Source organism: Winogradskyella sp. (assembly GCF_013213835.1).
Lineage (GTDB): Bacteria > Bacteroidota > Bacteroidia > Flavobacteriales > Flavobacteriaceae > Winogradskyella.
Window position 1 is genome coordinate 313,994 of the sequence record NZ_JABSSU010000003.1, and the last position, 24,507, is coordinate 338,500.

Annotated in this window: 25 protein-coding genes; 7 read left to right on the forward strand and 18 right to left on the reverse strand. The window is 32.3% G+C overall.

The window, feature by feature from the left end:
- Positions 1-54 precede the first annotated feature (54 nt).
- The 3 genes from ade to HRU50_RS04295 form a co-directional block, all read right to left on the reverse strand.
- On the reverse strand, positions 55-1,698 hold the full coding sequence (ade, locus tag HRU50_RS04285; protein WP_296348520.1) for an adenine deaminase: 1,644 nt from the start codon (positions 1,696-1,698) through the stop codon (positions 55-57).
- A 73-nt stretch (positions 1,699-1,771) separates the two neighbouring features.
- Positions 1,772-3,103 (reverse strand): tRNA lysidine(34) synthetase TilS, encoded by a 1,332-nt coding sequence (tilS, locus tag HRU50_RS04290; RefSeq protein WP_296348522.1) that lies wholly within the window; start codon positions 3,101-3,103, stop codon positions 1,772-1,774.
- A 29-nt stretch (positions 3,104-3,132) separates the two neighbouring features.
- Positions 3,133-4,479 (reverse strand): anthranilate synthase component I family protein, encoded by a 1,347-nt coding sequence (locus HRU50_RS04295; RefSeq protein ID WP_296348523.1) that lies wholly within the window; start codon positions 4,477-4,479, stop codon positions 3,133-3,135.
- 79 nt (positions 4,480-4,558) lie between these two features.
- On the opposite strand from HRU50_RS04295, the gene HRU50_RS04300 reads away from it, so the two are divergent.
- The gene (locus HRU50_RS04300; RefSeq protein ID WP_296348525.1) at positions 4,559-5,449 is read left to right on the forward strand and encodes an aldose 1-epimerase family protein; all 891 of its coding nucleotides are present in this window, start codon (positions 4,559-4,561) and stop codon (positions 5,447-5,449) included.
- Between the two features lie 41 nt (positions 5,450-5,490).
- Positions 5,491-6,846, forward strand: coding sequence for a DEAD/DEAH box helicase (locus tag HRU50_RS04305; protein WP_296348527.1), 1,356 nt, complete (start codon positions 5,491-5,493; stop codon positions 6,844-6,846).
- A gap of 62 nt (positions 6,847-6,908) precedes the next feature.
- On the opposite strand, the gene HRU50_RS04310 is transcribed toward HRU50_RS04305, so the two are convergent.
- From HRU50_RS04310 to HRU50_RS04340, 7 genes are all read right to left on the reverse strand, one after another.
- Positions 6,909-7,736 carry a hypothetical protein gene (locus HRU50_RS04310; protein ID WP_296348529.1) on the reverse strand — a complete coding sequence of 276 codons (828 nt, stop codon included), beginning with the start codon at positions 7,734-7,736 and terminating at the stop codon, positions 6,909-6,911.
- 16 nt (positions 7,737-7,752) lie between these two features.
- Entirely contained in the window at positions 7,753-7,932 is a 180-nt protein-coding gene (locus HRU50_RS04315; RefSeq protein ID WP_296348531.1) for a hypothetical protein, read from the reverse strand.
- Entirely contained in the window at positions 7,916-8,506 is a 591-nt protein-coding gene (locus HRU50_RS04320; RefSeq protein ID WP_296348533.1) for an RNA polymerase sigma factor, read from the reverse strand. Before HRU50_RS04320 ends, HRU50_RS04315 begins: the two co-directional genes overlap by 17 nt.
- A gap of 64 nt (positions 8,507-8,570) precedes the next feature.
- Entirely contained in the window at positions 8,571-8,975 is a 405-nt protein-coding gene (locus HRU50_RS04325) for a DUF2721 domain-containing protein (protein WP_296348535.1), read from the reverse strand.
- Between the two features lie 96 nt (positions 8,976-9,071).
- Positions 9,072-10,130: a serine hydrolase gene (locus HRU50_RS04330; protein ID WP_296348537.1), complete on the reverse strand. Its 1,059-nt coding sequence runs from the start codon at positions 10,128-10,130 to the stop codon at positions 9,072-9,074.
- A 67-nt stretch (positions 10,131-10,197) separates the two neighbouring features.
- A complete protein-coding gene (locus tag HRU50_RS04335; RefSeq protein WP_296348539.1) occupies positions 10,198-10,872 on the reverse strand; it encodes a hypothetical protein in 675 nt (224 codons plus the stop codon).
- 5 nt (positions 10,873-10,877) lie between these two features.
- Positions 10,878-11,255 carry a hypothetical protein gene (locus tag HRU50_RS04340; RefSeq protein WP_296348541.1) on the reverse strand — a complete coding sequence of 126 codons (378 nt, stop codon included), beginning with the start codon at positions 11,253-11,255 and terminating at the stop codon, positions 10,878-10,880.
- Between the two features lie 194 nt (positions 11,256-11,449).
- Here HRU50_RS04340 and HRU50_RS04345 point away from each other — a divergent pair, with 194 nt between their 5' ends.
- From HRU50_RS04345 to HRU50_RS04355, 3 genes are read left to right on the forward strand one after another with little or no spacing between them, the layout of a single operon-like run.
- Positions 11,450-12,508, forward strand: a complete 1,059-nt coding sequence (locus HRU50_RS04345; RefSeq protein ID WP_296348543.1) for a sensor histidine kinase — start codon at positions 11,450-11,452, stop codon at positions 12,506-12,508.
- Entirely contained in the window at positions 12,498-13,223 is a 726-nt protein-coding gene (locus HRU50_RS04350) for a LytTR family DNA-binding domain-containing protein (protein WP_296348544.1), read from the forward strand. Before HRU50_RS04345 ends, HRU50_RS04350 begins: the two co-directional genes overlap by 11 nt.
- Positions 13,224-13,283: 60 nt before the next feature.
- On the forward strand, positions 13,284-13,874 hold the full coding sequence (locus HRU50_RS04355) for a hypothetical protein (protein WP_296348546.1): 591 nt from the start codon (positions 13,284-13,286) through the stop codon (positions 13,872-13,874).
- Here HRU50_RS04355 and HRU50_RS04360 read toward each other — a convergent pair.
- The 7 genes from HRU50_RS04360 to HRU50_RS04390 form a co-directional block, all read right to left on the reverse strand.
- Positions 13,869-14,540, reverse strand: coding sequence for a tetratricopeptide repeat protein (locus tag HRU50_RS04360; protein WP_296348548.1), 672 nt, complete (start codon positions 14,538-14,540; stop codon positions 13,869-13,871). The genes HRU50_RS04355 and HRU50_RS04360 overlap by 6 nt on opposite strands.
- 3 nt (positions 14,541-14,543) lie before the next feature.
- Positions 14,544-15,059: a M50 family metallopeptidase gene (locus HRU50_RS04365; RefSeq protein WP_296348549.1), complete on the reverse strand. Its 516-nt coding sequence runs from the start codon at positions 15,057-15,059 to the stop codon at positions 14,544-14,546.
- A gap of 120 nt (positions 15,060-15,179) precedes the next feature.
- Positions 15,180-16,580, reverse strand: coding sequence for a dihydrolipoyl dehydrogenase (gene lpdA / locus HRU50_RS04370; RefSeq protein ID WP_296348551.1), 1,401 nt, complete (start codon positions 16,578-16,580; stop codon positions 15,180-15,182).
- Between the two features lie 97 nt (positions 16,581-16,677).
- Positions 16,678-18,306 carry a S41 family peptidase gene (locus tag HRU50_RS04375; RefSeq protein WP_296348553.1) on the reverse strand — a complete coding sequence of 543 codons (1,629 nt, stop codon included), beginning with the start codon at positions 18,304-18,306 and terminating at the stop codon, positions 16,678-16,680.
- Positions 18,307-18,551: 245 nt separating this feature from the next.
- Positions 18,552-19,322, reverse strand: coding sequence for a LuxR C-terminal-related transcriptional regulator (locus HRU50_RS04380; RefSeq protein ID WP_296348556.1), 771 nt, complete (start codon positions 19,320-19,322; stop codon positions 18,552-18,554).
- 27 nt (positions 19,323-19,349) lie between these two features.
- Entirely contained in the window at positions 19,350-19,823 is a 474-nt protein-coding gene (locus HRU50_RS04385; protein ID WP_296348558.1) for a CPBP family intramembrane glutamic endopeptidase, read from the reverse strand.
- Positions 19,824-19,977: 154 nt separating this feature from the next.
- The gene (locus HRU50_RS04390) at positions 19,978-20,433 is read right to left on the reverse strand and encodes an Lrp/AsnC family transcriptional regulator (RefSeq protein ID WP_296348559.1); all 456 of its coding nucleotides are present in this window, start codon (positions 20,431-20,433) and stop codon (positions 19,978-19,980) included.
- 160 nt (positions 20,434-20,593) lie between these two features.
- On the opposite strand from HRU50_RS04390, the gene HRU50_RS04395 reads away from it, so the two are divergent.
- On the forward strand, positions 20,594-21,808 hold the full coding sequence (locus HRU50_RS04395) for an aminotransferase class I/II-fold pyridoxal phosphate-dependent enzyme (protein WP_296348561.1): 1,215 nt from the start codon (positions 20,594-20,596) through the stop codon (positions 21,806-21,808).
- Between the two features lie 99 nt (positions 21,809-21,907).
- Here HRU50_RS04395 and HRU50_RS04400 read toward each other — a convergent pair whose 3' ends face one another.
- Entirely contained in the window at positions 21,908-22,930 is a 1,023-nt protein-coding gene (locus HRU50_RS04400) for a metal-dependent hydrolase (protein WP_296348563.1), read from the reverse strand.
- Positions 22,931-23,014: 84 nt separating this feature from the next.
- Here HRU50_RS04400 and nhaC point away from each other — a divergent pair, with 84 nt between their 5' ends.
- A complete protein-coding gene (nhaC, locus tag HRU50_RS04405; RefSeq protein WP_296348564.1) occupies positions 23,015-24,499 on the forward strand; it encodes a Na+/H+ antiporter NhaC in 1,485 nt (494 codons plus the stop codon).
- Positions 24,500-24,507: the final 8 nt, after the last annotated feature.

Genomic DNA, 24,507 nt, shown 5'->3' on the forward strand with positions numbered 1-24,507 from the left:
TTTAAAAAAGTTAAAGATAACCCATTATAGCAATACGAAAGTTTGAACGAAATGTTAATTCGCGAACAGTGAGGTAAATTGAAACGAATTCCCGTCAAAAAGTCCTTTATCACTTAGTTTTAGTGATGGTATGACTAGTAAAGCCATAAAAGATAAGCTCATGTATGGTGCATTGAGTTTGCTACCAAGTTGTTTCGCCATTTGGTCTAAGTCTGCATATTGTTTACCAACAGTTTCTGCGTCTTTATCGCTCATAATTCCCGCAACAGGAAGAGATACAATTTGTTCTTCTGAATCTGAAACTGCACAAATGCCGCCTTTATTTTCAATGATCAAATTTACTGCTTTACAAATTGCTTCATCAGAAACTCCAACTACAATAATATTATGAGAATCGTGAGCTACGGACGATGCAATCGCTCCTTCTTTTAATCCGAAATTTTTAATGAATGCTATTGCTGGTTTTTCATCTTTGTAACGATTTACAACTGCTACTTTTAATATATCTGTATCAGTGTTTGAAACAAGATTTCCTTCAACAATAGTTGCTTCTTCTGTTAGTTGATTTGTGATGAGTTCTCCGCCTAAACATTCTATGACTCTAATTTTGTTCGCTTCGAGAGCTTCAGCATCATCCGTTGATTCCAATCTAAAGTCGGAAACTTCTTTGCTATTAGTATTGAAATTATTGAGGTTTTCAAAAGCAAGAGGTTTTAATTTTGAAATTCCATTATCATATACCAATTCACCATTTATATAAGTTTGATGCGTTTTAAAATCTTTTAAATCTCCTACAACAGTGCAATCTGCTGAATCTCCAACATGTAATAACCCAACGTCTAAGTTATAATGATTTACAGGATTAACACAAGCAACTTGAAGTACTTTAAACACATCATTGCCTTTAGCCACAGCTCTTGCGCACAATTGATTGATGTGACCTAGCAACAAATCGTCTGGATGTTTATCATCACTACAAAACATCATATTCTCGTAATATTCATCCAGCAGACCTACCAGAGCTTCAAAGTTTTTTGCCGCGCTTCCTTCACGAATAATGACTTTCATTCCTTTTTGAAGTTTTTCTAAACCTTCTTCATAAGTAAAACATTCATGGTCTGTTGAAATTCCTGCTGACATATATTTGGTTAAATCATCACCTCGTAATCCAGGTGCATGACCATCAATTGGTTTATTATAATGTTTTGCCCATTCTATTTTTTTTAGCACTTCCGCATCATCATAAATCACTCCGGGATAATTCATCATCTCTGCTAAATACTTTATATCTGGATTAGCCATCAGCATCTTAATATCTTCAGAATCTATTATTGCTCCAGCAGATTCAAAATTGGTTGCAGGCACACAACTTGGTGCTCCAAAATTGAATTTAAATGGTGTTTGTTTTCCATTTTCTATCATAAACTTAACACCTTCTACACCAAGTACATTTGCTATTTCGTGAGGGTCAGAAACAGTAGCTACAGTGCCATGTTTTACTGCTATTTTGGCAAACTCGCTTGGTACCAACATTGAGCTTTCGATATGAATATGTGCATCAATAAATCCTGGTAAGATGTAGTGGTTTTCTTCGCAGTCTTTTTCTACGACATCTTTTATGATTCCGTCTTCAATACTGATTTCACCTTTGAAGATTCTTCGGGTTTGGATATCAACGATGTTTCCTTTTAATTTCAAATTCTTATATTTCTTTAGACTTCGGCTGTTCTTAGGCTGAATTTTCAGCAATACAATTGCGCTAAGCCTTAAATTATTTTCTTAACTCAATCTTCAAAACTTGGTTAGTAGTTTTTGTTACCTTAAACCTATCATCTGCTCGCATACCAACAACCCAAACAATTTTATCTTCAGAAGTTAACACATACGTATTTTCCTTTTCAAAAGGTGTTAGTTTTTCATCCTTAAGGTATTTACTTAACTTCTTCTTTCCTTTCATTCCTAATGGATGAAAGATGTCACCTGTTTTCCATTGTCGAAATTCTAATGGATACTGAAGCTTGTATTTATCTATGTAAATGACATGCTTTTGGTTGTCTGATTTAGAATCTACATCAGAGAAAATTAATTGACCGATTTGTGTATTAAAGACTTCATTTTCCACTTCGACAGCGCTCAGTGCGACAGTTCGAGATTCTGAAACGAGTTCAGAATGACAATCAGTAAGGATTAAAAACTCACGATGCTTGGTGAGTTTATGTGTATTTGAAGTCACGTATTTTCCACTTTCAGCACCTAGTAAATTAACAACATCATTCCATTCGGTAAATCCAAAATCTTTAAACATTTCAAATAGATATGCCTTTGAATTATTAACCTTTTTAAACTCTGAAACTTTGTATATGATACCGTTTTCATCAATATCAACAATGCCTCTTTTAGCAACAGCATTTAGACTTTCTTCAACAATATCAGCCGTGTCATTTAGATAACTTAACGTGTTTTGAAAGCTCTTTAATAATTCTGGATTGATTTCTTTTAAAATTGGAACCACTTCGTGACGTAATTTATTTCTGAGATACTTTCGAGAACTGTTACTACTATCTTCTCGCCATTTAATTTTATGCTCTTTCGCATAAGCCTCGATGGCTTCTCTTGAAAAGTCTAATAACGGTCGAACATACTTATCCTTATGTTTCGGAATTCCTGTTAAGCCATTAATTCCTGTACCTCGTAAAAAATTAATTAAAAAGGTTTCTAGATTATCATCTGCGTGATGAGCCGTTAATACGTAATCAAACTCCAACTGATTAGAGAGCTCATCGAACCAATTATAACGCAATTCTCGAGCTGCCATTTGAATGGACAACTTCTTCTCTTTAGCGTAAGCTTCAGTATCAAAATTCTCAACAAAAACCTCTACATCTAATTGTTCTGCTAACTCAATAACAAAATCTTCATCTGCATTACTTTCTTCACCTCGTAAATTGAAATTGCAATGGGCTAGAGCGAATTTATAATTTAAAGACTTACACAAATGCGCTAAAACGACACTATCAATTCCACCAGAAATGGCAATCAGTAGATTACTTTCACTTAGGAATGAGTAGTTAATATTTATATGTTCGATAAAATTATTAAACAAACTTAATTTTTCATTTTACTAGACCTCTACTAAGGTAACAACCTTTTACCGTTAACTTTTAACTGAAAACTGAAACTTTTGTTTTCCAGTACTTCACGCATCGCTTTTGCTTTTATTAAGCATTCTTCATACTCTTTTAAAGGATTACTTTTAGCTGTAATTGCACTTCCTACTGAGTATGAGATGTATTTTTTTGAAGCGTTGTATAAAATACTTCTAATAATGACATTAAAATCGAAATCACCATCTGGTGAAAAGTAGCCAACTGCACCAGAATACAATCCTCGTTTAGTTTCTTCGAGGTATTCAATGATTTTCATTGCCGAAATTTTTGGTGCTCCAGTCATACTTCCCATTGGGAATGTTGTTTTTAGAATCTCAACTGGCTTAGTGTCTTCAGAAGCTTTTGAAGTTACTGTTGATATCATTTGATGTACTTGCAAAAACGAATACACTTTACAAAGTTCTTCAACCTTTACACTTCCTTTTGTTGCTGAATGCGACAAATCGTTTCGCACCAAATCAACAATCATAATATTCTCGCTTCGCTCCTTTTCGTCGTTAGCTAATTCTTCTGCTAGCTTGGCGTCTTCGACTTCATTTTCAGAACGTTTTGCTGTTCCTTTTATAGGTTGAGAAATAATAGTTTCAGCCTCTTTTTTAATGTAGCGTTCTGGCGAAGCGGACAAAAGAAATTTATCTTCTAGCTTTAAAAACGTTGCAAATGGTGGTTCAGAAATATCGTTAAGTCTCTTAAAAGTATCTACTGGATTGATGGTACTGTTTTCTGCATAGAACTCCTGGCAAAAATTAGCTTCATAAATGTCGCCTCGATGAATATGAGCTAACATTGTATTTGCTTTTTCGAAATATTCATCTTTATGAATACGTAATTTAATTTTAACTAAAGATGAATTATGAGACTCCTCGCTTTGCCAAGGAGTGACAGACAAAATAGATTGATAATCTTCTTCAATTTCGTCATCCACCATACGTAAGTACTGTACTTCTAATTCATTATCTTTTATTAAAAACAGCTTTTTGGGTTGAAAGAAATACAACTCAGGAAATTCCAATCCATCGTAATTTTTAGAACTTAAAACTTCAATGTCATTTTTTAAATCGTAAGTTAAGTATCCAAAAATCCAATCGTTTGTAGTTTGTTGATATTCGTCTAATTTACTAAATGCTTCAAAACTATCTGTTGTAATAGACGTAAACGCATCTATAGCCAAAACGGCATCATAACTACTGTATTTATCTTTATGGTTGTTAGAATCTAACCACACAACATCATCAAATCGCTGACTCCAAAGCAAAAGATTTGCCTTGAAAGCTTCAACATTTTTTAATACATACTTTTGTGAGGTTCTCAATAGAAAAATTATTCATGCAAATTTAATCAGAATACTTTTCAAATGAATAAGAATTGTATATTTCAATAAAATTAAAGTGATGACAATTTTAAAGAATGACTGTCTTAAAGTTAATATAAAATCTAAAGGTGCTGAATTGTGTAGTATTCAATCTGTTGTTAACAAAAAAGAGTTTGTTTGGCAAGCAAATCCTGATGTTTGGGGAAGTCACGCGCCTAACCTTTTCCCAATTATTGGTATGATGAAAGATAGTAGTTATATCTATAATTCAAAGATGTATCATATGCCAAAACATGGTTTTGTAAGACATAATGAAGCTTTTAAAATTGAAAAACATTCAGATACAAAAGCAAGCTTTAATCTTGAAACAAATGACGAATTACACGAATTGTATCCTTTTGATTTTGAATTTTCAATTACTTACGAATTGATTGACAATGTTTTACATCTTCATCATTCAGTAAAAAATAGAGATTCTAAACCAATGTACTTTTCTGTTGGTGGTCATCCTGCTTTTAATTGCCCAATTAATACTAACGAAGCCTACACAGATTATGTTTTAGAATTTGAATATCCTGAAACCAGCGAATCTCATCTTCTGAATATGTCTAGCGGATTAGTAACAAATGACACAAAAAAGGTGTTTTCGGAAGGAAATAAAATTCAACTCAAAACAGATTTATTTAATGAAGATGCGCTGATTTTTAAAGATTTAAAATCTCGTGCAGTAAGTTTAAAACACAAAGAAAAAGGCCCTTTACTCAAAGTTGAATTTGATGACTTTTCATATTTAGGGATTTGGGCAAAACCAAACGCGCCTTACGTTTGTATTGAACCTTGGCTTGGTATCGCTGATGCTGAAACCACCAATCAAAAACTTAAAGACAAAGAAGGTATGATAAAACTGCTGCCTAATTCTACTTTTAATGCGAGTTACAGTATCGAAATTGATAAAGCACATTTAAGCTAGTCTAGATTAATAATAGTAGCTTTGCAGACAAATTGTTCACTGTGACTTTTCAAGATTTAAATTTAAATACACCTCTTAACAATGCCATTGAGGATTTAGGGTTTGTTAATCCTACGCCAATACAAGCAAAAGCTTTTAATGTTGTGGCATCTGGTAAAGATATGGTTGGCATTGCGCAAACTGGCACAGGTAAAACCTTTGCTTATATGTTGCCTATTCTACGTCATTTAAAATATTCTAGACAAGAAAATCCTAGAGTTTTAGTGCTGGTGCCAACGCGAGAGCTTGTGGTACAAGTGGTGAATGAAATTGAAAAGTTATCTAAATACATCAACAATCGTGTGTTAGGTGTTTATGGCGGCACAAATATTAATACCCAAAAGCAAGCTATTGCTCAAGGACAAGATATTATTGTAGCTACTCCTGGGCGATTATACGATTTGGCTGTGAGTAGAGTATTGCAATTAAAATCTATTCAAAAGTTAGTCATTGATGAAGTTGATGTAATGTTAGACTTAGGGTTTAGACATCAGTTAATGAATATTTTTGATATTCTACCAGAGCGAAGACAAAACATTATGTTTTCGGCAACGATGACAAAAGATGTAGATGAGTTGATTTCGGACTTCTTTATTAATCCAAATAAAATATCAATTGCAGTTTCTGGTACACCTTTAGAGAATATTAGTCAAGAGCGTTATGATGTTCCTAATTTTTATACCAAAGTCAATTTATTAGAGCATTTACTTAGAGATGATGAAACATTTTCTAGAGTGCTCATTTTTGTGGCTTACAAGAAGATGGCTGACCGTCTTTTTGATAAGTTAGAAGAATTATTTCCTGGTCAATCTTGCGTAATTCATTCTAATAAAACACAAAATTATAGACTGCGCAGCATTGAGCAATTTAGCGATGGTGAACACAGGCTTTTGGTCGCTACAGATGTTATGGCTAGAGGTTTAGATATTGATGACGTTACACACGTTATTAATTTTGATACACCTGATTATCCTGAAAACTATATGCACAGAATTGGTAGGACTGGTCGTGCAGAAAAGAAAGGGCACGCTTTATTGTTTTCTACTGAAAAAGAACAAGAAGCAAGAGAAGATTTGGAATCATTAATGCAAATGCAGATTCCTTTAGTTGAATTCCCAGAAGAGGTTATCATTTCTACTGAACTTATTGAAGAAGAGCGTCCACAAATCAAAGAACGTAACAATCCAACAAAAAGACGTACTGAAGACATTCCGGGACCTGCTTTTCACGAAAAGAAAGAGAAGAATAAAAAGGTAAACTTAGGTGGTTCATATAGACGCGAAATGGCTAAAAAGTATAAGAAGCCCAAAACTAGAGGAGATAAAAATGCAAATAAGCGCAATAAAAGACGTCGATAAAAAAAACTCGTCAAAATTTGACGAGGTTTTTTTGTATAATTAAGTAAGTTGTAAGTATAATTTTAATCTCTAAGTTTAATCTGGTTTTCCATAATATCCTCTATGGGTACGATAAGTTTTCCGTTTTCACCTTTTAAAACTAGAGAAATACTTCTCACCTCTTCAACCGCATAATGTTTTTCATTGAAGATAATTTTTTGACCTACTTCAAACATTTTACGTGCATAAAATGTTTGTAACAATTTAGCCACTACATCTTTTGCACCAATACCAAAGGCAATGGAAAAGGCCAACAAAAATGCAGCCAGTATCATTGTTATGTTACTTGTTATTATTGTAGTATCAATTCCTGCCTGGTTTAATGCAGTAATAGAGATGAATATAAAGATGAGAAAGAATACAACCTGACTAATTATCTTTCCGCCTGATAAATCCATAGACTCAAAGAAAGACTTCAATCCTTTCTTAACGAAGTTTGCAAATAATAAACCAAGAATAAAAATGGTTAGTGCAGCAAATAATTGTGGTAAATAAGATAAAAGCTCACTTATTTGTTTAGAAATGATTTCTAACCCTAATATATCAGAAATCATAATAATGATAATGATATACATTACCCATTTCACAAACTTTGACACAATTTTAATTGTATCGAAACTAAGTCGCTTTCCTTCTACTATCTCGATATCATTCAACTTATCATCTAACTTATTCGCCTTAGCCAATTTTAATAATCTTCTGACACCTTTAACTACTAACTTTGTCACTAACCATCCAACAATAAGCAACACTAAAGCTCCTAAAAGTTTTAATCCTATAGCCGTAAATTGTGGCCACATATCTGATAAAGACTGTAAAGCAGTGTCTTTAAAACTTGTTATTTTTTCCATTTTTAGTTCGGGATTACTATTTATTTTTCTCTCTATTTCTTGTTACACTATCTATAACATGTCCGAGATTATACGAAAACAGCTCGGCCAACTCCATAAACAGCTTAGCCATAGCAATATCGTGCATGACTTTACCTTTGAGTTCTGGCGGAACTTCTTTTAAAGGCTGGTTTAATTGTTTAAATGGATTCTCCATGTTTTGTATACTCGTTATACTTTCTTATTAATTTCTCTTTGGCTCGTTTTAAGCGCATTTTTACAGCGCTTTCGCCAATATCTAAAGCCTGAAACAACTCTTTAATAGATAAATTATCTTGATACTTTAGTAATATGATCATTTTATCATCTGGCGAAATTAGGTCCATTACCTTTTGGAGTTTCTCAACACGCATGTTTTGAAACGCCTTGGTAGAATCTAAATCTTCTTCACCAATATTTTCAATACTATCTGAACTAACAGATTTTTTCTCAATCTTTTTTGCGGTATTTCTTGTGACGTAATTTACACAGTGATTATATGTAAATGAATATAGCCAAGTTGAAAATTTTGATTTTCCTTTAAAACTGCTAAGCTTCACAAAAACTCTTAAAAAAACATCCTGCGTAAGATCTTTTGCCTCATCAACACTATTGGCAAAGCCATTGCATTTGTTATAGACCATTGTCGCATGCCTATCGTACAAAACCTCAAACAATAAAGTGTCATTGGTTTTAATGATAGCCTCCACAAGTGCTTCATCTGATACCTTATGAGCAGCGTCTAAAGTCAAATTTGGTCGGTTGTTTTTTTGATGGTTATAGTTTTATGACACACTCATTTCTTAAATGTCACATTTAATTCTTTAATTTTTCTTCAATATCATTTAAATGATGACCTAATGCTTGCACAGAAATGTGAATTTCTTTAATTAAGATGGCTAAAGAGAGTATTAAAAGTAGTAAAGCCAATCCAAACACCCAGACCGCTATAATATCATATTCTATATAAATAAGAAACATGGTTAATACACAAAGTAATAAACTAGATATACCAAAAATTTGCATCCAACGCGTCAAATTAAGACGTAATTTTAAGTTATTTATTTGACGTTTAAGAGCATATTCTTGCTTCTCCAAATACTTATCGCTTAGATTTCTTATAACAGCTGCATATGCCAAAAACCTATTTGTATAGGCTAGCATAATTAAAGAAATAGCAGAAAATAATAATGCTGGTGTCGTTAAGGTAAGTTGTTGCATAAAAACATTTTAACAAATGTAAATAATTACCTATTAACAAAAAAAGCGAACTTTTAAGTTCGCTAAATTTCAATATGTAACACTAACCTCTATCTTCTAATTAAACGTTGGTATTTCAATAGGCTGACCGCTTAAAACTTTAAAAGCAGATAGCATAATGTTCACTTTACTATAATCTAGACCATTGGCGGTTAAAGCTATGGTTATATTATATGCTGGTACATGCACCAACATGGATTGAAATCCATCTATTCCTCCTTCACTAGCATAGATATCCACACCATTAGTTTTTGCATAAAACAACCCATGACATGTTTCACCATCATTAGTTTTCTTCATAAGTTCTAAACTCTTATCTGATATTAACTTTCCTGAAAAAAGTGCATTCATAAATTGAGTTAAATCTGAAGATGAAGATACTATTGCTCCAGCTCCACCAGGATTTGACATATCTGTTTCTTGTTGCTTTCGCCATTGACCTTCTACATTGATATACGAATGACTTTCACTAGACCGTAAACCTATTTTATTTCCAACATAAGTGTTTTTTAGATTTATCCTATCAATGATTCGGGTTTTTAGTGATTCAGCATATAATGATTTATCAATCGCTTCAATAATATAACCTAAAAGTATATAATTTGTATTACTGTAAGCTGTCGTTGTACCTGGATTAAAGTCTAATTCATAAGATTTAATGCGATCTAACATTATTTTCTGTGAAGACTCTTTTATCATCCAATCTTCAAAATTTTTATCATTTGTAATATTAAATAAACCTGAACTATGGTTTAAAAGATGACCTACAGTTATCTCTGATGCTTTATTAATTTCAGGAAAATATAATGATATTGGTGTATTGAGTTTTATTTTACCTTCATCTATTAGTTGAAAAATCATTACAGCTGTAAATGATTTGGTCACAGAACCTATTCTAAACTTTGTATCTGAAGTATTATAAATTTTACTTTCAAAATCTGCATTACCTAAGGCTTTGTTATAGATCTCAACATTATCCTTAGTAATAGTCATAGTTGCCATGAGTTTATCATTATTTTCTAAAACTTCTAAAAATTCATCGAGATGTTTTAAATCTTGAGCATTTAAATTTAGTGTGTTGACGATCATTACGACAACAATGAGTAATCGTTTCATATGTTATTTTTTAAATTAATTAGGTAGCTTATCTCTTAATAATCAATTATTTAAGAGAGTATGTTTCTTAGTTATTTAACTCTAAATCCCCTGGAATTTCTGGTATGTAAGCGACATCTACATCTATTTCTTTTCCATAGTTTACAACTATGGAACATAAAACTGAAACAGGTTGTCCGTTATGTATAGCTGGTTTCATGACTGGTATCCTTCTAAGTGTTCTTAAGATTTCTGCCTGAATAGTGACTTCAGAATTTCTAACTTTTAAACCCGTTACGTTTCCGGTTTCGTCTATTATAAAAAAGGCATCAACGGTTTTTTGTTCTTTAAGATTTAAATATTTAGACAGACTTATATTAAACTCTTGTTCTATAAATGTTGAAATTTTGTCATTAAAGCAGGTTTCTGTTTCTTCTTTAGAAAGTGCCTCACAACCTTTGCATACAGGTACAAATTCAACATCTTTTAATACCATTCTTTCATTAGAATCGTAATTTGCTAAACCATCATTATGCGATATAATGCTGCACAAACTTAATAATGCTTGCTCTTCTTCTTTCGCAATGTCTCCTTGTGCCATTAACTGTTCTTGCACAGCATTAACTTTTATTATTAAGTTACTTTCTGTAAGACTTGAAGGTTTTGGCGCTTCATTACAAGAAAAACATAATAAACCTAAAAAAATGACTAATAGCAATACTAAAGGTTGTAACCCTATTTTCTCTTTTATATAATAGATCATAAGTCTTAGCTTTTTGGCTGTGTCCACTTATAAATTAATATACCAATGCGCGCTAACGCTATTGAAAATAAACCAAATGTAATAGTAAGCAAAGATACTTTCAGGCTAGCAGAAAAGATAGATGGTTCTACATCTCCTAAAGCTTCAACCATATCGAATAAATTGATAATTCCCAGCATAGAACACAAACAGCCAATGACTAAAGCTATAATACTAGTCTCGTTCGCCAAACTAATCATTTTTTTTGCGTCATCTTTATTTTTATTTCGCTTTACAAATGCCATAATAACAAAGAATAGCGATAGTAAAAAAGCAATTAAAATAAAGTACATTCCTGTGCCGCCTTCTTGTAATAAACGTGCAAATAATAATTGATTAAACATAGATATTAATGTTTTTAATTAAACTTGAGACAAACATAACTCACACTTTAGATAAAAAATTAGTAATGCGATAGATTACTATTTTAAGTAAGGTTTTAACCTATCTGCTAAAACCTTTGCTAAATTCGTCATTCGTCTACAAACTCAAAATAAAAAAGAAAAATAAGTTATCATTGTATTAGTATTACATTAATATGGTATTAAAAAAACTAAAACATGCTTTAGCTCATTTACTTTTTTGGGTAGCTGTACTATTTCTTTTCACTTCCGTTTTTAGTGTAGATAGTGCAATTAATATTAATGTGCTATACTTTTCTATCTTTTTAATGCCAGTAACAATAGCTACTACTTATGTTAGCGTATATAAGTTAATACCAGAATACTTAGTCACTAAGAATTATTATAAGTTTACGCTATACAGCGTTTATACTTTTGTTATTTCTGTATTCGGAATAGTATTTTCAATCTTTTACGCATTAGCTTACCTAACTAATTTTGAGTTTAGCAACATTACATCTATTAGTAAAAGTGCTCTTTTTATTATTACTTGTGTATACTTGGTAGTTGTTGTAGTTAGCGCCTTTAAACTCTTGCAGCTTAATCTTAAACAATCTAAAAACAATGCTGCTTTAGAAACCAAAATCCTTGAAACTCAATTAAAACTTAAGGAACAAGAATTGAATTACTTAAAAATGCAGATTCATCCGCATTTTTTGTTTAATACGCTAAATACGTTATATGGCTTTGCCTTAAAAAAGGCTGAAGAAACACCAGATATGATTTTAAAATTATCTAATCTTTTAGATTATTTATTATATCAAGTTGATAAACCTTTTGTGAGCTTAAATGATGAAATTAATCATATAGAAGATTATATAAGCTTAGAGAAAATTAGATTTAATGATACTTTAAATGTAAGTCTTCAAAAATCTATAAATTCAAAACATATAGAAGTTGCACCAATGCTTCTGATTCCTTTTGTTGAAAACAGTTTTAAACATGGTGCCATTAAAAATGGTATTTTAGATATTAATATCTCTATAGAAGCAAATACTTCTGAAGTGATTTTCAAAATAAAAAATAGCAGCACAACAGAAGCGATTAAAATGAACGGCATCGGTTTAGAGAATATTAAAAAACGTTTAGAATTGGCATATCCTAACCAACACCAACTAACGATTAACAATACAGAAACGAATTTCACGGTTTTACTTATCTTAAATTTAAAATCTAAACCAGCAAATGTCCAATAAAGTAACTTGTATTATTGTAGATGATGAATCTGTTGCTCGTGATATTATTGCGTCGCATATCTCTAAAATAAGTGCATTAGAACTCGTTGCTACATGCAAAAATGCGATTGAGGCTTTTAATTACATCAATAACCATAAAGTAGACTTAATTTTTTTAGATATTAATATGCCTGAAATTTCAGGAATTGCTTTCGCAAAATCTATTAATACAAACATCAAAGTGATTTTTACAACTGCTTACAGAGACTACGCTGTTGAAGGTTTTGATTTACAAGCTGTTGACTATTTATTAAAACCTATTTCTTTTGAACGTTTATTTAAAGCTGTAAATAGATATTTTGAGATAAACACTTCTAAGGTTATTGAAATAGCTTCAAGTAATGATACAAATGATTTCATATTTGTAAGGTCTAACCGTAGAATGGTAAAAATTGAATTTACTACTATACTATACGTTGAGAGTTTTAGTGACTATATTAAAATTCATATCAAAAATCAGAGTTCTGAAAGTGAAACTATCGTTACACGCGAAACTATTAGCGCCATTGAAGCTAAACTACCTCAACATCAGTTTTTAAGGATACATCGTTCTTTTATTATAAACCTTTCTAGAATTGAATCGTTTACTAACGAAGAGGTTACAATTCATCGAAATGCGTTACCAATTAGTCGAAGTTACAAGAAGGAAGTTTTAAATCACCTAGAAAAATATTAAATTTAGGTAAATAAAAACCCAAATTGCACGTTACAATAGCACGGCTACTGACCTACTTTGATGAACAACTATCTACATAATAGAATTCCGAATTTAAAACCGTTTAATTATGAGCGTCATTATGAGTCGCTTTTCATAAATCAACGCTGGGTTCTAGTCAATGGCATTTCTAAGAAAAAGTCTATATATACTTTCAAAGAAGATAATATCTTAGAAATATCTCGTAAAAATGAAACTATAAGAACATCTTGGTCGGTTGATATTCTTAATGTCTTCTCTATTGAAACTGAAGATGGTCTAATCACTGTTAAAGCCTATTTTAAGGACGATGACATATTGGTTCTTGATAATGAAGGTAAAGAAGAGTTTGCTCTTTATATTAATACAACTAACTATGATGAGGAATTGAATTCTGTGGAAGACATTCAAGCATTTTTAAAAGAAAAATACAAGAAGAAAGTTTCAAATACCATTTATGACCATAAGTTCTATTACATTTCAAAATCTAAAGAATATGGTCCTTTCACGACCGAAGAATTAACTAACAAAGTTAAAAACGAAGAAATTAGTGCGTACTGTTTTGTAAGAGATATTAATGAAGATGATTACTCAAAACGTATGCGTATTGCAGATTTGATGCAAGAGTTATGATACATTAACTTTTGAAACTTTATTCTGAATTAAATTCCAAAGAATTAAATCGTCAGTCTCTAATTTATCTTCATTTTTAGAAATAAAATTATAATATTTCATTGCTTTCTTACTTTCTTCTAATGTGATGAAAGCATAATAAATATACATAGACAATGATAAAGTTTGACTATTAGGAAATTGAAAATCTACTTGAGGCAATAACAATTTTAGCCCTTGATCAATTTTCCCTAATTCAATTAAAACTGAACCTCTAGTCCCAATGAAATGTATAAATTTCGGATTTATAGAATAAGCCTTTTTAGATAGGATATCTATATCTTGTTTATCATCGGTTAATAGTTTAGCCCAAGCTAATCCATTATGAACATGAGCATACAGCATTTTGTTTTTTTCTTTATCTACATGCTCTAAACAAGAACTCATCCAATCTATAGCTTCGTCTACCAGTCCTTTTTTAAGATAGACATATCCTATATTATAGCGAGCTAACACAAAGGTTTCCTCATGCTCTATGTAGTTTTTATAAAGCTCAATTGCTTTATCATAATCTTTTTCCTCAACCCTTTCATTAGCATCTAACAAGTCATTAAAATCAATATTTGAATCATTTTTCTTTTGAAAAAGTAATTTTATTAAAGTAAGTCCATCTGTTGATACTTTCATTCCTTAATAGTCTACATAATAAGGTATGAGACTAAATACTCCTATAAGAATATTTGTTATGATAAAAGTCGAGTTAAAGTCCAAACCATACTTCCCAGATAAAAACAACGGATTAAAACCACCTATAATAAAGCATAAATAAGCGATTAGAAAGTTGGTTAAAAACCCTCCAGAAGTTAAGACAAACTGATTAAATTTTGTTTTCTTACCCTTAGGGAAGGTTACAAAAGCAAAACCGCCATTAAAATCTTTATTCAAAACTATTTTAACATTTAAAATGCTAAATCTTTTAAGCTGATGACTTTTTCCTAATACAATCCTCTTTGGGTTACCACCAACTAACTTACCAAATAATAGATGACCAATTTCATGTATAACAACTACTATTTTAATAAAAAACAATGTCGCAGCAAGATTTAACAAAATATAAGCATTAGGTTGATTAGCAAACAAAAAAACAACTCCAACCATTAAAATCAACCAATAATAAACGGGAAATATTGAGCGAAGAATTTTCATTATAGTTAGACTTTTTTTGGCATTTATATGGCTAAAATAAAAAAAGCGAATTGCACTTCGAGAACCTCAGTGACCAATTCGCTTCTTTATTTTGAGATTCCTGCTTTAGCAGGAATGACACTAAACATGTAATGCTCTATCATCAGTTGCAGCTAAAGCAGCTTCTTTTACTGCTTCTGCAAACGTAGGATGCGCATGAGAATATCTTGAAATATCTTCTGCAGATGCTCTAAATTCCATTGCTGTAACTGCTTCGGCAATTAAATCTGCACAACGTGCACCAATCATGTGTACACCTAAAACTTCGTCTGTAGTTTTATCTGCTAAGATTTTCACAAATCCGTCAATATCACCACTTGCTCTTGCTCTACCAAGTGCTCTAAATGGAAATTGTCCAACTTTATAGGCAGTACCAGCTTCTTTTAATTCTTCTTCTGTTTTCCCAACAGCAGCAACTTCTGGCCAAGTATATACAACACCAGGAATTAAGTTATAATCTATATGTGGTTTTTGCCCAGCTAACGTTTCCGCAACAAACACACCTTCTTCTTCAGCTTTGTGCGCTAACATTGCACCTCTTACAACATCACCAATGGCATAAATATTTGGTGCAGATGTTTGTAAATGTTCATTGACTTCTACTTGTCCTCTATCATTTATTTTTACTCCAGCAGCTTCGGCATTTAATCCATCTGTATATGGACGACGACCAACTGATACTAAACAATAGTCACCTTTAAATTCCACAAGCTCGCCCTTTTTGTTTTCAGCTTTTACAATTACTTCATCACCATTACGCTCAACCGATTGCACTTTGTGCGATACCATCATTTTGCACTTAGCCTTCTTAAATACTTTATTAAGCTCTTTAGAAAGTCCTGCATCCATAGTTGGAATGATTCTGTCCATGTACTCAATAACAGTAACCTCAGCACCAAGACGACGATATACTTGTCCTAATTCTAAACCAATAACACCACCACCAATAATCATTAAATGCTTTGGTACTTCTTTAAGTTTTAAAGCTTCTGTAGATGTAATAATACGTTCTTTATCTAAAGAAATAAAAGGTAAGTTAGAAGGTTTAGAACCTGTTGCAATGATTGAATATTTCGCTTCAATTTCGCCAGCATCTTTACCTTCAATTGTAATATGAGTCGCATCTTTAAACGCACCAACTCCTTCGTAAACATCAATATTGTTTTTCTTCATTAAGAAATCAATGCCACCAGTAGTTTGGTCCACAACAGCCTGCTTACGAGCAATCATTTTTTCGAGGTTTACTTTAATCTCACCAGGAATTTCGATACCATGGTCAGCAAAATGCTTTGTAGCTTCCTCGTAATGATGAGAAGAACTTAATAAGGCTTTACTAGGAATACAACCTACATTAAGACATGTTCCGCCAAGTGTTGAATATTTTTCAATAAGTGCTGTTTTCATGCCTAATTGCGCGCAACGGATTGCTGCTACATATCCACCAGGACCAGAACCTATAATTGCTACATCGTATGAATTCATATATGAGAAAATTTTTCGATTAAAATGATTACAAAAGTACAATTTAAGCGGAAATATTTCAGAATTTTTAAAGCTATATTTCCGCTAATCTTATAAGTTATTTTTCCTTTTCAATATCTTGTAAAATCCATTCTAATTCTGGGTCTACACCATCCAATCTATCTTGATATGTTGGTAATATTTCAACATCTGGCTTTATCCCATAACCATCAGGTGTCGTTTTATATGGTGAGTCTACATGCATTAGTCCAATCCTAGCTTTAATTTTTGTATTCGGCAACTCATAGGTTTTGTATTGACCAGCAACAGTACCGTTGTATGCACCGCCAGTTTCTTCACCAACAAAAGTTGCGCGATTGGTTCCCTTTAGCGTAGTAGAGAGGACTGAAGATGCTGAAAAAGAGTTTCCATTAATCAGCACATATAACTTGCCTTTAAAGTTTAATGGATTTGGTTCTTGCTCTTTAGAAGCTTTAAACTTATAATATATTTTACCATTTTTCTTTTTTGTCTTTATCAGGTTATGCGTCACTATGATCGGCGAAAAAATCCCTGTCAAAATTTTACCAAATGTACTTCTAGTATTGGTCATAGCAGCTTTCATAAGTGGTATACGGCTATTGACTTCACTCAGGTTGATAAACGTGAAATTTTCATCTGTTAAATAAGAATATAAAGTATTTATCTCTTTGAGACTTCCACCTAAATTATTACGTAAATCTATGATGAGTGTTTCGGTTTTTAAGGAATCTAATTCTTTAAATGTTTCCTCGTAGAAGCCTTTGTATTTCCATCCTGTGAAACTTTTTATTCTTAAATAACCAACTGTACTGTCTTTACCTATAAACGTGAGTTCTCGCCTAAATTCATTTCTGTTATAATCAAAACCCTTCTTACTTCTCTCCTCTTTCTTCTTCTTAAACGCCAATTTTTTTGCCTTCTTCTCTGCTTTGGTTAATTTTTGTTTTGTTTTAATGGAATCGGTGACCGTTGAGTCTTTAGAAACATTACTGAGATTTCTAGGCAAACGTTTATAAGTCTTAACAAATGTTGAATCTGAATTTCGTAACGTTAAACTTATACTATCAAATCGTCCATTGTTTAACTTGTAGTAAGTAAAGAAATAATCACCTACTACACGCGGCTGAAACGTTGTATTATAGCCATCTGAAGCCACTAAAGGCAAATAACTCTTATACAGATCTTGAGGTTTCTGTCCATTGATTGCAATGATTTCTGTATTAATTAAAACAGTATCCTTCTTTCGGGCATTTCTTATAAATAGCTTATCATCTAAATATTCGGTATCAATATTATTGATATCAAACTTCATCTTGTTTAATGCCTTTCGTTCTTTTCTCTTGAAACGTTTATCTGAAGGTGCTATAGACATATGACCTTGGCCAACATACTTTGTAACTTGCGCTAATTGTTTATAGAGCGTTCTACTTGTGATTGGTTCGGTAATGGATTGTTTTAGACTATCAAATTTAAAATCTAACTGCTCTTTTGATGTGTATTGATATAATCTTGGATGATGACGCCTTAATTGCTTGTATAGCTTATCTATATCTTCATGTACGTCTTCTACAGGATGAAGTTTTGCTACAGCTTCATTATAGGTTTCAATACTTTTACATGAAGTGATTAGGATTAAACCTAAGCATAAAACTGTAAATTGTTTTAGTTGTTGTTTTTGTCTTTTGATTGGTGAAAAATTCTTCAAGTTGATGGTGTATTTAAATTAAGTACCTAAAACAATACATAAAATATCAATAAGACAACTACATTAAGACTTTATTAGGAAAACACACTCATAAAAAAAGTGCCAATAAGAAATCTTATTGACACTCAACTAGGTTCCTCTAATAGAATAATTAATAGCAATTCAAATGTCGCTCTTATCACAAGCTTGTGCAATACTCAAATTGAGTATTTTCACTTAAAAATGTACTTCAAATAAAAAAGTATTTAAATTAGGTTTTGATTGAGCTTTAAAATCCCAATTAATTCGCCTGTAGAGGATATATTTAGTTTCTTCAGAATATTTCGACGATGTGTATCTACGGTATGTGAGCTAATATTTAAACGTTCTGAAATTTCTTTACTACTTTTATTTTGAATTAACAGTCTTATGATATCGCGCTCTCTATTGCTTATGCCTCCTGATAATAACTTCTGCGAATAGGAATTAAAATACACGGTATCATACTCATTGTTGTCATTAAGCAACTTGGCAGAAGCAGTAATATCCATCTTAACATTAGGATGCAATACTGTATAATGCGCAAGACCAATGATAGGTTTTCCTGTAGAGTCAAATGCTAAAGGTGTGGTGTTTTGAATGATGTTAACAAAGACATTATCTGCATTTTTAAACCTGTAATTCCATGTGTAATTTGCCTTTTGCCTATCCTCCAAACTTATATTAGTTAGTGTAAATTGCATTAATTCATTTAGCGCTTTTAACCAACTGTTTAGATCACCAGGGTGAATTCTATCCCAAAAATAGCGCATACCTTTTAACTTTAGTTCTTCCGCAGATAAACCTAGGCATGTCGCGTAATTTTTACTGATATATTCAAAGGAAAGGTTTTGTGTGTTGGTGATACAAAAGAATGTTGAGCTATAAGGCAGAAACCTATCAAGATCCATAATTCTTTGTATGTGCGTTTCTAATGAAGGTTTGTCGTAAGACTTAAAAATACTCTTATAAAGTTCCTTTATGCTTTTATATTCCATAGACAGTAATGTTGTTAAATATACAAATTAAGTAGGAAAACCAAGCATCTCGCCCATCCCAACAGTGTATAACCAACAACCATAAATGGCATGCTCTATGGCAACTAATAATGTGGATTTAGTTTTATGATAAGTTAACGCAAATACAATACCACCAAGAAAAGTGAGTATCATTACTAGTGCATTTCTAAAAAAAAGATGTGCTAAAGAAAATAGCACGGCATTTACTAAAATCAACATAGTCTCGTTTTTAAAAAGAGCTTTATATCTCATAAAAAAAAAGGTTCTGTAGATTACTTCTTGAGGATAAACTGAGCAAAAAACATATACAAAAGAAAAAAACAACCATACTTTAGGATCCTTAGAAATAACACCAAAAAGGTTCTCTCTATTGTAAACGTAGACATAAAAAGTAGTCAGTAAAATAAGAACTAGAAATTTACCACCTAAATGCTTAAAGAACTTTAACCATTCTATTTGTTTTGAAATACGAAAGTTCATTTTTAAACTTCGTACAAGGAGAACAATTGTATATATTAAACCAATCAACGCGATACTTATTTTTAATCTAATCGATAAGTTAATCACCAGTGTTACCGGAATTATAACAAAAAGAACAAAAAGTTCAATCAATTTATATAACGATTCTTTCATATTATAACGTAATAGCTGTGGTATGTTTTACTTCATTTATTGTAAACATACTATGAGTACTACCTATATGATTAATCTTGGTGAGTTTTTTAACCATAAATTCTCTAAAGGCTTCCATATCTTCAACCATCACTTTTAATAAGTAATCATAATCGCCACTAATATGATAGCATTCTAACACTTCATCTAACTTAGCCACTTGTCGTTCGAAGCTCACGACATAATCTTGTGAATGTTGCACTAGCTTCACATGGCAAAAGGCTACAAAGTCTTTGTTTATCCTCTTTTTATCTAGTAAGGCCACATAGTCTGTAATTACTCCATTGTTTTCTAGTTTTCGAATACGTTCAAACACTGCAGTTACTGACAATCCCAATTTATTAGATAAAGACTTATTAGTCTGTTTACTATCTTCTTGAAGTAATCTTAGCAGTTCTTTGTCTTTTTCATCTATCATAACTTTTGTTTTTTCGCTAAACAAGCATGTTTCAAATCAAAAATAAACTTTTATTCTAATTTTTAATTAAAAATTAGTTTTATTTTCTGTATTGTTAAATATATATTGATTTTATTTCTTTTAATACGGAAATTTGCATTAAACTAATAAATCACTACATATGTCATTTAAGCCTGCTAACAAAATTCAAGACCTACAATATTTTGGAGAATTTGGTGGAGTGAATCCATCTATTTCAGATTCTTCTACGTATACATTCTTATCTGCAAAAACCATGTTCGACACATTTGAAGGCAATGCAGATGGTTGTTACTTATACTCTAGACATTCCTCACCTTCCAACCTTTACCTAGGTGAAGCCTTAGCTGCTATGGAAGGTACAGAAACGGCTACTGTAACCGCTTCTGGAATGGGTGCTATTACGCCTGTCTTATTACAGCTTTGTGATTCTGGAGAGCACATTTTAAGTAGCAGAACTATTTATGGCGGCACCTATGCATTTTTAAAAAATTTTGCACCACGAATGGGAATTACAACCTCATTTGTAGACATTACAAAACTAGACGTCATTGAAGCTGCTATTACACCCAAAACAAAAGTTTTGTATTGTGAGTCTGTAAGTAATCCATTGCTAGAAATTGCAGATATCAAAAGCTTGGCTGACTTAGCAAAAAAGCATAACCTTAAACTTGTTGTAGATAATACATTCTCACCTTTATCTATTTCACCCGCTGTTTTAGGTGCTGATGTCGTTATACATAGTCTAACAAAGTTTATAAATGGTTCATCAGATACTGTTGGTGGTGTTGTTTGTGGTACACAAGAATTCATTGACCAATTAAGAAATGTAAATGACGGTGCTGCGATGTTATTGGGTTCAACAATGGATAGCTTAAGGTCAGCTTCAGTACTAAAGAATTTAAGAACGCTACATATTAGAATACAACAGCACAGTAATAACGCCATGTATTTGGCTGAAAAATTTGAAAGTGATGGCTTAAAAACGGTTTATCCAGGATTAGCATCGCATCCTTCTCATCGTTTATTTTCATCTATGATGAACGAGAAGTATGGTTTTGGTGGTATGCTCACTATTGATGTTGGCTCCCTAGTAAAAGCCAATGAACTTATGGAACTGATGCAAGAACGCAACCTTGGATATTTGGCTGTAAGTTTAGGGTTTTACAAAACATTATTCTCTGCACCAGGTAGCTCTACGTCTTCTGAAATACCTGAAGATGAACAAAAAGAAATGGGACTTAGTGATGGACTTATACGTTTTTCAATTGGTTTAGACGCAGATATTGAACGCACTTACCAAATGATGAAGGATTGCATGATTGAACTTGATATTTTAAAACCTGAATTGGTTTAAATAAACTATTACGGAATTGTATTGAAGATTATTTTCAATTAAAAAGTCTCGATACAATTCCGAGTTTACATTCGGAATCACTCGAACTGACGAGAAAGCTTATTTTCCTTTTAAGCGTTCCCATAGGGCTTTCATGGTATAATTAAAATCTTCCATTTCAGGCTCAAATGGCTTCATATCTAACCTGCCATTTGTTTCAAATAATCTAAGGTTGAAAACAGCTTTATAACCTTCTTTAGTTTTTACCAACGGATACCTTAAATCTTTATATAGGTAGTTCTCATCACCTAAAGATTCAACATTATAATATCCATTACTGAACCACGCCAAATCCTTAATATCTTCAAAATCTGAAATTGATATTGTTCTGTTCTTTGGAATGATCTTCCAATCTGAAAACTGATTTGTTCTATCAAGCAAGGAATAGAATCCGACGTGATAATTCTTTTCAGTCTCGGCAATGCCATACCACAGAATATTATTCAATATGGCAGGTTGAGTACTGAATCTTGTATAAGATATCTTTTCTGTCTCAAGTGATGATTCAAAAACATTGTCAATGTGTACCTTATTAACAAGCGTAAAAATCATATACGCAGAACTCAAACCAAGACTCATTTTTAGCCAAAAACGACGTTTTTTATTCTTGCGGTTGTAAAACATTAAAGTAATGAGGCATATCAAAAAAGGCACTGTGTAAAATGGGTCAGCAACAGCTATGTTATTAAACGCCACTCTATAGTTTGAAAATGGTGCAAATAACTGTGTTCCGTAAGGTGTAAAACTATCTAAGAACATGTGGGTTAATAAAGACCAAAAGAATAATAATATCCAATCCTTATGATTAGTTGAGCCACGCCGTTTACCCTTATCATAAAGTTTGAATGTAAGCCATCCAAACAAAAACGCCCCTAAAATTGAAAACAATATGGAATGCATAAAGCCTCTATGAAACAGCATACCGTCAATCTCATTGGCATAAAGTAAACTACCAACAAAAACATCTAAATCCGGAATGGTACCACCTATGGCGCCAAACAATACCGCTTTATTCCCTATTTTTTTTCCTAGAACTGCCTCTCCACAAGCAGCACCTAAAACCATTTGAGTTATTGAATCCATAATAAATAGAATGCAAAAGTACGGTTTTCTGTATTTGCAAATGGCCGCACAATGTTGTAACATTACGGATACAATGAACTAACTATGGAAGAAAAAAATCATATTACAGAGATAGAAGCTGACAATCAAAAAATTATAGAAAATAACGAGTTAAATATTTGGGAAGCTTTGATTCCTGTTTTTGCCCTTGTTGCAATGCTTTTCTATAATGTTTTCTTTGTTTTTGGTGATGATGCCTTAAGTGGAAGTAACCAATTTATTCTTCTCCTTGGTGCTGCAGTTGCTGCTATAGTAGGGTTTTACAATAAAGTATCTTACAAACGAATGATAGATGAAGTAGCGGAAAATGTAAAATCTACATCTGGTGCTATTTTAATTTTACTCATGGTTGGCGCACTAGCTGGTACTTGGTTGGTAAGTGGTATTATTCCAACGATGATTTATTATGGTTTACAAATTCTTAATCCAACTATATTTTTAGCAGCATGTGTCATCATATGTGCTATAATTTCGATAGCTACCGGCAGTTCATGGACGACGTCGGCAACAGTAGGTATCGCACTTATAGGAATTGGTGAAACGCTAGGAATATCTTTAGGTATGACAGCCGGCGCAGTATTATCTGGCGCTTATTTTGGTGATAAAATGTCGCCATTGAGTGACACAACAAATCTTGCTCCTGCAATGGCAGGAGGTGAGTTATTTGCTCATATAAAATATATGTCAATAACCACTATTCCTACCATAACGGTAACGCTAATTGTATTCATCATAATTGGATTATCTATAGACACTACAGGAACACCTGACATTTCAGATAAATTAAGTGCAATCAAAGGTGCTTTTAACATTACACCTTGGTTATTTCTAGTCCCAGTAGTTGTTATTGCCCTTATTGTAAAGAAAACACCGCCTTTAGTAGCATTATTAATCGGAACACTACTTGGCGGAATTGCTGCAGTTATCGCCCAACCTGACATCATAAAAGCTATAGCTGAGACCGAAACCTTAGATTTCAAATCTGCTTATAAAGGAGTAATGAAAGCTATAACTGTTGATACTTCAGTGGAAACTACAAGTAAAGAACTCAATGATTTATTTTCCTCTGGCGGCATGAAAGGTATGTTAGGCACTATTTGGTTAATCATTTGTGCAATGGTTTTTGGTGGTGTCATGGATGCTATTGGTGCCTTGGCGAGAATTAGTAAAGCACTTTTAAATATAGCTTCATCTACCTTTGGTTTATTTGCAAGTACTGTAGCGAGTTGTTTAGCATTAAATGTAACTGCTTCAGATCAATATTTAGCGCTCGTAGTACCTGGAAAAATGTTTAAAAAAGCATATGAGGACAAAGGCTTAGCGCCGGAAAACTTAAGTAGAACGCTTGAAGATTCAGGTACAGTAACATCGGTTTTAATTCCTTGGAATACCTGTGGAGCTTACCAAAGTGGTGTATTAGGTGTTGGTGTAGGAGAGTACTTTTTCTATGCCATATTTAATTGGTTAAGCCCATTTACGACATTATTATTTGCAGCATTACGTCTTAAAATAAAAATGATACGTTCTTGACAATTACA

Coding starts and splice junctions, on each gene's coding strand:
- HRU50_RS04300 (WP_296348525.1), top strand. CDS start 4,559: ATGACAATTTTAAAGAATGACTGTCTTAAAGTTAATATAAAATCTAAA.
- HRU50_RS04355 (WP_296348546.1), top strand. CDS start 13,284: ATGAACAACTATCTACATAATAGAATTCCGAATTTAAAACCGTTTAAT.
- HRU50_RS04330 (WP_296348537.1), bottom strand. CDS start 10,130: ATGAAACGATTACTCATTGTTGTCGTAATGATCGTCAACACACTAAAT.
- HRU50_RS04325 (WP_296348535.1), bottom strand. CDS start 8,975: ATGCAACAACTTACCTTAACGACACCAGCATTATTATTTTCTGCTATT.
- nhaC (WP_296348564.1), top strand. CDS start 23,015: ATGGAAGAAAAAAATCATATTACAGAGATAGAAGCTGACAATCAAAAA.
- HRU50_RS04385 (WP_296348558.1), bottom strand. CDS start 19,823: ATGAACTTTCGTATTTCAAAACAAATAGAATGGTTAAAGTTCTTTAAG.
- lpdA (WP_296348551.1), bottom strand. CDS start 16,580: ATGAATTCATACGATGTAGCAATTATAGGTTCTGGTCCTGGTGGATAT.
- HRU50_RS04390 (WP_296348559.1), bottom strand. CDS start 20,433: ATGATAGATGAAAAAGACAAAGAACTGCTAAGATTACTTCAAGAAGAT.
- HRU50_RS04395 (WP_296348561.1), top strand. CDS start 20,594: ATGTCATTTAAGCCTGCTAACAAAATTCAAGACCTACAATATTTTGGA.
- HRU50_RS04400 (WP_296348563.1), bottom strand. CDS start 22,930: ATGGATTCAATAACTCAAATGGTTTTAGGTGCTGCTTGTGGAGAGGCA.
- HRU50_RS04345 (WP_296348543.1), top strand. CDS start 11,450: ATGGTATTAAAAAAACTAAAACATGCTTTAGCTCATTTACTTTTTTGG.
- HRU50_RS04380 (WP_296348556.1), bottom strand. CDS start 19,322: ATGGAATATAAAAGCATAAAGGAACTTTATAAGAGTATTTTTAAGTCT.
- HRU50_RS04335 (WP_296348539.1), bottom strand. CDS start 10,872: ATGATCTATTATATAAAAGAGAAAATAGGGTTACAACCTTTAGTATTG.
- HRU50_RS04350 (WP_296348544.1), top strand. CDS start 12,498: ATGTCCAATAAAGTAACTTGTATTATTGTAGATGATGAATCTGTTGCT.
- HRU50_RS04310 (WP_296348529.1), bottom strand. CDS start 7,736: ATGGAAAAAATAACAAGTTTTAAAGACACTGCTTTACAGTCTTTATCA.
- HRU50_RS04315 (WP_296348531.1), bottom strand. CDS start 7,932: ATGGAGAATCCATTTAAACAATTAAACCAGCCTTTAAAAGAAGTTCCG.
- HRU50_RS04365 (WP_296348549.1), bottom strand. CDS start 15,059: ATGAAAATTCTTCGCTCAATATTTCCCGTTTATTATTGGTTGATTTTA.
- HRU50_RS04360 (WP_296348548.1), bottom strand. CDS start 14,540: ATGAAAGTATCAACAGATGGACTTACTTTAATAAAATTACTTTTTCAA.
- HRU50_RS04340 (WP_296348541.1), bottom strand. CDS start 11,255: ATGTTTAATCAATTATTATTTGCACGTTTATTACAAGAAGGCGGCACA.